Annotated in this window: 9 protein-coding genes; 7 read left to right on the forward strand and 2 right to left on the reverse strand. The window is 64.5% G+C overall.

Annotated elements, in window-relative coordinates:
• The 5 genes from ABFP37_RS22390 to ABFP37_RS22410 all read left to right on the forward strand — a co-directional run.
• The coding region (locus tag ABFP37_RS22390; RefSeq protein WP_347035021.1) for a hypothetical protein at positions 1–314 on the forward strand (314 nt) is incomplete at its 5' end.
• A 154-nt stretch (positions 315–468) separates the two neighbouring features.
• Positions 469–726: a hypothetical protein gene (locus ABFP37_RS22395; RefSeq protein ID WP_078027742.1), complete on the forward strand. Its 258-nt coding sequence runs from the start codon at positions 469–471 to the stop codon at positions 724–726.
• A 142-nt stretch (positions 727–868) separates the two neighbouring features.
• Entirely contained in the window at positions 869–2,248 is a 1,380-nt protein-coding gene (locus ABFP37_RS22400) for a GAF domain-containing serine/threonine-protein kinase (RefSeq protein WP_078027612.1), read from the forward strand.
• A 153-nt stretch (positions 2,249–2,401) separates the two neighbouring features.
• Positions 2,402–2,563 carry a hypothetical protein gene (locus tag ABFP37_RS22405; protein ID WP_185982316.1) on the forward strand — a complete coding sequence of 54 codons (162 nt, stop codon included), beginning with the start codon at positions 2,402–2,404 and terminating at the stop codon, positions 2,561–2,563.
• Between the two features lie 204 nt (positions 2,564–2,767).
• Positions 2,768–2,950, forward strand: a complete 183-nt coding sequence (locus ABFP37_RS22410) for a PspC domain-containing protein (RefSeq protein WP_078027614.1) — start codon at positions 2,768–2,770, stop codon at positions 2,948–2,950.
• A gap of 36 nt (positions 2,951–2,986) precedes the next feature.
• Here ABFP37_RS22410 and ABFP37_RS22415 read toward each other — a convergent pair whose 3' ends face one another.
• Positions 2,987–3,997, reverse strand: a complete 1,011-nt coding sequence (locus tag ABFP37_RS22415; protein WP_347035022.1) for an exonuclease domain-containing protein — start codon at positions 3,995–3,997, stop codon at positions 2,987–2,989.
• Positions 3,998–4,126: 129 nt separating this feature from the next.
• The gene (locus ABFP37_RS22420) at positions 4,127–4,558 is read right to left on the reverse strand and encodes an SRPBCC family protein (RefSeq protein WP_185982317.1); all 432 of its coding nucleotides are present in this window, start codon (positions 4,556–4,558) and stop codon (positions 4,127–4,129) included.
• Positions 4,559–4,819: 261 nt separating this feature from the next.
• Here ABFP37_RS22420 and ABFP37_RS22425 point away from each other — a divergent pair, with 261 nt between their 5' ends.
• Positions 4,820–5,116: a hypothetical protein gene (locus ABFP37_RS22425; RefSeq protein ID WP_078027617.1), complete on the forward strand. Its 297-nt coding sequence runs from the start codon at positions 4,820–4,822 to the stop codon at positions 5,114–5,116.
• Positions 5,117–5,154: 38 nt separating this feature from the next.
• Positions 5,155–5,418, forward strand: a complete 264-nt coding sequence (locus ABFP37_RS22430) for a hypothetical protein (protein ID WP_078027618.1) — start codon at positions 5,155–5,157, stop codon at positions 5,416–5,418.
• The last annotated feature ends 131 nt before the right edge of the window (positions 5,419–5,549 follow it).

The following is a 5,549-nucleotide window of genomic DNA, read 5'->3' on the forward strand; positions in this document are numbered from 1 at the left end:
GTATCAACAAACTTGGCACACTATTGAGTTCTCAAACAACAGACACACCCGGCACCACCACAACCAAACAGCCGTGGATCGCTCCGGAGCAACTTTTCAAACTTACCCGGTCCGGCGAACCTTTGCAAATCAGCGTTTCCGCGATTTTCGGTTCAACAGGAAGGTCCCCACCCGTCGTCGGCGCACTAGTAAGTACGCCATTTTCGGGCTGTTTCATTGGGGGCGGTCGCTATTTTTCCGCTTCAGCGGCGGCGACTCGAATTACTTTACACACCCGGAATCATCCGCGCAAATCGGCCGGCCGGACGCCGTAGTCCCACCGAGCAGGCCGGCGCGACGGGCGGTTGGAGACGACTAGACAGAACGGTCTGTCTCGCATAGATTTCAAGGAGATCACTGGCCCTCGGGCGGCGATCCGTTAACGCTGAAGCAGAACGGCGGATCAATATGCTTGCCTTGGAGGACCCCATGACTGCCACCCATTTCGAACGATTTGTAGCCGAGGCCCTCACTGCGGAGCGCGAAACGGACTCCCAGCTGACCCCGGACGATCTTTACGGCCTGTACACAAGCTGGTGCCTCATTCACCAGACAGAGCCCCAGCCTCCCGCTGCCTTATGGGCATCGCTCAAGGACCAGGGCATCTCTCCCGAGGACTGTGAGCTTGCCATGACCGGGCCGGCAGCTGCGGACTACATCCTTGCCAGCGCACCAAGCCTCATATAGCCCAGTCATCCAGGAAGAGTCGATGCGAATCGGCTCTTTCGGCCTTTTAAGCCACTCGCTTTTAACGCACTCCTGCTAAAACCTCACAATCTAATACGCGTACGGGCCCCGAGCACCGCGCGGCAAGACCCAAAGGCACACGATGGACGTACAGTCCGGTATTTCAGCAGACACGATCCTAGGCGGCAGGTACCACGTCCTGGAACAAATCGGATCGGGCGCCATGGCAAACGTCTACAGGGCCTTGGACGGATTCCTCGAGCGCGACGTTGCGGTCAAGATTGTCACCAAGTCCCGCGGCAACGATGCGCCGCACGACGACGAGGCGGAGCTGAAGGTTCTGGCGCGCCTGAACCACCACAGCCTGGTGACCCTCCTCGACGCGGGCGTCGACAGAACCGAACCGGAACGGCCGCGCATCTACCTCGTGATGGAGCTGGTGGAGGGCCCGGATCTCAAGCGCCGCCTGGCGGACGGGCCGCTCCCGGCCCGCCATGCAGCCCAGATCGGTCACGACCTCGCGGACGCCCTCGCATACATCCACGAATGCGGCGTAATCCACCGGGACGTCAAACCCGGAAACGTCATGGTCTTCGACTACGACCATGACGCCGCAAGGATGCGCGCGAAACTCACGGACTTCGGCATTGCGCTCATTGCCGATAAGCCCGAGGGTCCGGACGGCGGTTTCCTCGGAACCGCCGGGTACCTCAGCCCGGAGCAGGCAAGGGGTGAGCGCGTCGGTCCCGCCAGCGACGTGTACTCGCTGGGCCTGGTGCTGCTCGAATGCCTCACCGGCCAGCAGTCCTTTCCGGGCGATCCGCTGCAGAGTGCCCTCGCACGGCTGATCGAGGATCCGAGAATCCCTGCCACCCTGGAGCCGGAGTGGCAGATGCTCCTGGCCGCCATGACGGCACGGAATCCGGAGGACCGGCCCTCGAGCCGGGAGGTGACACAGGCCCTGCAGGACCAGTCCGCCGGCAGCAGGGCAAAGCACAAAGTGGACACCGCCCTGATCCCCAGCGACGAGGAGGCCAGGATGGAGGCCGTTCGACGCTATGCCATTCTCGATACCCCCGCCGACGGCGCCTTCGACAGGGTCACCTCACTGGCCGCCAGGGTCTTTTCGGTGCCCATTGCAATCGTCTCGGTTGTGGACCACGACCGCATCTGGTTCAAGTCCCACCACGGCGTGGCCGTTGAGGAGATCGACAGGGATCCCGGCCTGTGCGCGTCGGCGATTCTGCAGGACGACGTGTGGGTCATCGAGAACGCCCCGGAGGATCCGCGGGCCCTGGCGAATCCGCTCGTCGCCGGCGAGTTCGGCCTCAAGTTCTACGCCGGGGCGCCCCTCAAGTCCCGGGACGGGTACAACCTGGGGACCCTGTGCATCCTCGACTACGAGCCCCGCGTCCTGGATGCCTCGGAAGCCGAGATGCTCGGGGACCTCGCCGCGGTGGTCATGAACGATCTCGAACAGCGCCTCGAAATCCGGACCGCCCAGTCGTCCACCTCTTCCTGAGGCGCATTCCTGCACCCCCCCATTCCGGTCCCGCGGAGCCCAACGATTCTCTAGGTTTCCGCGGGGACGATGGGCAATGTCCGCAAAAAGCTATGGGGGGGACATGAATTCTCGTATTTCAATTTCCGGCCGACAGCGCTTCAGGGCCCGGCCGTGAGCATCTTGGACGTCCACGCCCATGGCGGATTTGTTCCCCTGGCCGTGACGGACGTCCCGCTGCGCTTTCCCTCGCCCGGAACGTACACCCGTGCCGTCGATTATCTGTGCTGGACTGCCCCGCAGAAAGTTGCCTCCCGCACCGTCATTGCCGCCTGACCGGCTCTCCTCATGTGAATGTCCGGTCACCAAAAGCTCGACGGCGGGAGGGTGCCAACGATGCTGTCCTCCCGTCGTCGGGGTAAACCGGGTTCAAGGCCCTTCCGCAATCCACGGCAGCCGGCAAGGCCGTGCCGATCCGAACCCGAGATTGACTCTCCCGGACCGCTTACCTGGCCCCGGACCGGCTGCTAGTGTGGCGAAATGGCAGCATTAATGGCTCGGCCCAGGGACGGCAAAATCATCGCAGGAGTCTGTGCAGCGCTGGCAGACCGCTTCGGCATCTCCAGGACGCTAGTCCGCATCGGCTTCGTTCTCTTCGGCTTGTTTGGCGTCGGAGAACTCGTCTACATCGCTTTGTGGATCATCATTCCCAAGGCCCCATAACTCAGGAATCCAAGAATCTGGTCTGTCCCGGCGCGATTACCTGGCAGACCAGATCCTTCGCCAGCCGGCGGTGATGGAGGCCCAGACACCCCACGCTGCGGCCACCGCCAGCGCCGCCTCCACCGCGCCGGTTCCTACTTGGCCCGCGGAGAATGACTGGATCGCGAGGCCGGAAAGGGCGGACAGGAAAAAGGCGGCAAGAAGTCCCGCCGCCAACAGGGGAAGGCCGGATTTTACGCCGGACCTGGCCCCCCGGCGGCCCCCCGGCCGTGCGGGGGCCGGGGTGGGAGTGGCTTCGGCCCGCGGGGCCGGGTTCGGAGCCGTTTGCGCTTCTGCGGGACGCACCGCGTCGGCAGGCCCGACGGCGTCGGGCGCCTCGCCGTAACGCGCTTCGCCGTCCGGCGCCTCACCGTCGCGCGCGTCGGCGTCGGTCGCTTCACCCTCCGCGTCAGATTCCTCATCACGGACGCGCCGGCCCTGGCGCCGCTGGCCGATCGAGGCGGTAGGGCCACCCCAGATCTCGGCCAGGCTGGCGAACTGGCGCAGGGCGGCGATGGTCAGGACTACGTTGGCGCAGGCCAGGGCATTCGTGCCGGGCTCGTGATGGCGGACGGGCGGGAGCTTCAACGCCTCCAGTACGTCGTTGAGGTTGTGCTTCGGCAGCCCCAGCTCGGTCCGGGCCAGTTCCTGGGCACAGTAGAAGTCCTTGGCGGGCAGGTCCAGCTGCAGTTGTTCGGTGGCTTTCCGCATCACGGAGGCGTCGTACGGGGCGTCGTATGCCACCAGCTGGTCCTCACAGGCGAACTGCAGGATCCCCTCGATGGACATCTCCCAGTCCGCTGCGTGCACAACGTCGCGTTCCCTGATGCCGTGGACTTCGACGTTGATGGGATCGAAGTGGTCGATGCCCGGCGGCGGTTTGATGAGCCAATGCGATTTGTCCACGACTTTTCCGTCCCGGACCTTGACCAAGCCCACAGCACACACCGACCCGGGGTTGCTGTTCGCGGTTTCAAAGTCGATGGCGGTAAAGCTGATTCCAGCCATGAATGCCTCCCCCAGGCGCGCTAAATGGGCGGAAGGCGCAGCTGCTTGGCCTGTTCCGCTGACGGGAACATTCTCGCAGATGGCATGCCAGATTACAGTCCCGCCGGCATTGTGAACCGCCGCCCCGCGTCAGCGTTCGAGCACCGACTTGAGGTTGTTGACAAAGACCCTGTTCCTGCGCGGCACCATGAAGGCCATGGCCGGCGCCATCACCGCGCTCAGCCCGCGGGGCCGCATTTCCACGCTTCGGGTGAACCGGGCGCCTTCCGGCGCGGGCTCCACGGCGTAGGTGATCAGGGGCCGGAGGCCGGCGAAGTCACCGCGGTACACCACCCGCTCCCCCTGCGACACTTCCAGCGCCGTGAACGTGCCCTCGGTCTTGCCCATGAACGGCTTGAACCGCAGGGGGTACGCCGTGCCGACGGTTGGCACGGGCTCCGTGGCAGGGTCCACCGAGTCAATGTCGACGTGCCAGGCGGGTTCATTGCGCAGATCCGCGACGTAGGCGAAGACCTCTTCCGGCGTCCGCCTGATGATCACGCTTTCAGCCGACCTGACCACGGATCCTCCTCCGCCCGCCACTACAACCAGGCCATCGCCGGACGCCCGGACCTGCAGCGAAGGCGTCCAGGACCTGCGGCAATGAGCCGATTTGTGGCTCTCAGTGTACGCTTCGGGGCGCCGTCTGGGCACTGCGCCGCGGGCAGTCCACGGCCCAAGCAACTCACCGTTGACACCCCACCGGCGGCGGAGTACCACGGGGCTTAGACGGTCCACTCCCGGGCCGTCTCTGGTTTGTTCTGAAAGCCTTAGGAGCATCACATGCCTGTCGCCGTCATCCTGGATTTCCCCGGTGGAACACTCGAGCAGTATGACCAAGTCCTTGAAAAAATGGGCTTCACGCCGGGCGGACCCGGCGCCCCTGGCGGCCTCACCCACTGGGTAGCGGCCACGGACACCGGCATCCGTGTCGTGGACACCTGGGAGAGCCGCGAACTGTTCGAGGCATTTACGCAGGAGAAGACCACACCAATAGCCGCCGAAGTGGGCATCCCCGGCCCGCCGGAGATCACGTTCTTCGACGTGCATAACTACCTGACCGCTGGCCCCAAGGCGTAAGCCACCACCCAAAGCAACGAGCACCAAGGAGTACCGTTATGGCTGTTTCAGTCGTCCTGCACCAGGTAGCCGACTACGATGCCTGGCGTAAGGTCTACGATTCGTTCGCCGACGTGCAGAAGGCCGGCGGCGTCACCAAGGAGTCCGTACACCGGATGGCCGGCGACCCGGACAACGTTCTAGTCCTCCACTACTTCGACACCGTGGACGCCGCCAAGGCGTTCTTCGCCAATCCGGAGCTGAAAGACGCCATGCAAAGGGGCGGCGTCCAGGGCGAACCGAGGATTGAGTTCTTCGAATAGCGTGGCCGCCGGCAGGGGACGTAAAACTTCAGAAAGCCCGACGGCGGGGGGGGGGGGGGGGGGTTAGGGGCCCCCCCCGCCGGGGGGTGAGCCGTGTGGGGGATAAAAAAGTCACAGGGCCCCGGGCCAGG

Origin of the sequence: Burkholderia sp. RS01 (assembly GCF_039748055.1) — a bacterium.
Classification (GTDB): Bacteria; Actinomycetota; Actinomycetes; order Actinomycetales; family Micrococcaceae; genus Arthrobacter.

What these genes read in the sequence shown, in the direction of transcription:
- ABFP37_RS22395 (WP_078027742.1), top strand. Translation starts at nt 469, where the DNA reads ATGACTGCCACCCATTTCGAACGATTTGTAGCCGAGGCCCTCACTGCG.
- ABFP37_RS22400 (WP_078027612.1), top strand. Translation starts at nt 869, where the DNA reads ATGGACGTACAGTCCGGTATTTCAGCAGACACGATCCTAGGCGGCAGG.
- ABFP37_RS22410 (WP_078027614.1), top strand. Translation starts at nt 2,768, where the DNA reads ATGGCAGCATTAATGGCTCGGCCCAGGGACGGCAAAATCATCGCAGGA.
- ABFP37_RS22415 (WP_347035022.1), bottom strand. Translation starts at nt 3,997, where the DNA reads ATGGCTGGAATCAGCTTTACCGCCATCGACTTTGAAACCGCGAACAGC.
- ABFP37_RS22425 (WP_078027617.1), top strand. Translation starts at nt 4,820, where the DNA reads ATGCCTGTCGCCGTCATCCTGGATTTCCCCGGTGGAACACTCGAGCAG.
- ABFP37_RS22430 (WP_078027618.1), top strand. Translation starts at nt 5,155, where the DNA reads ATGGCTGTTTCAGTCGTCCTGCACCAGGTAGCCGACTACGATGCCTGG.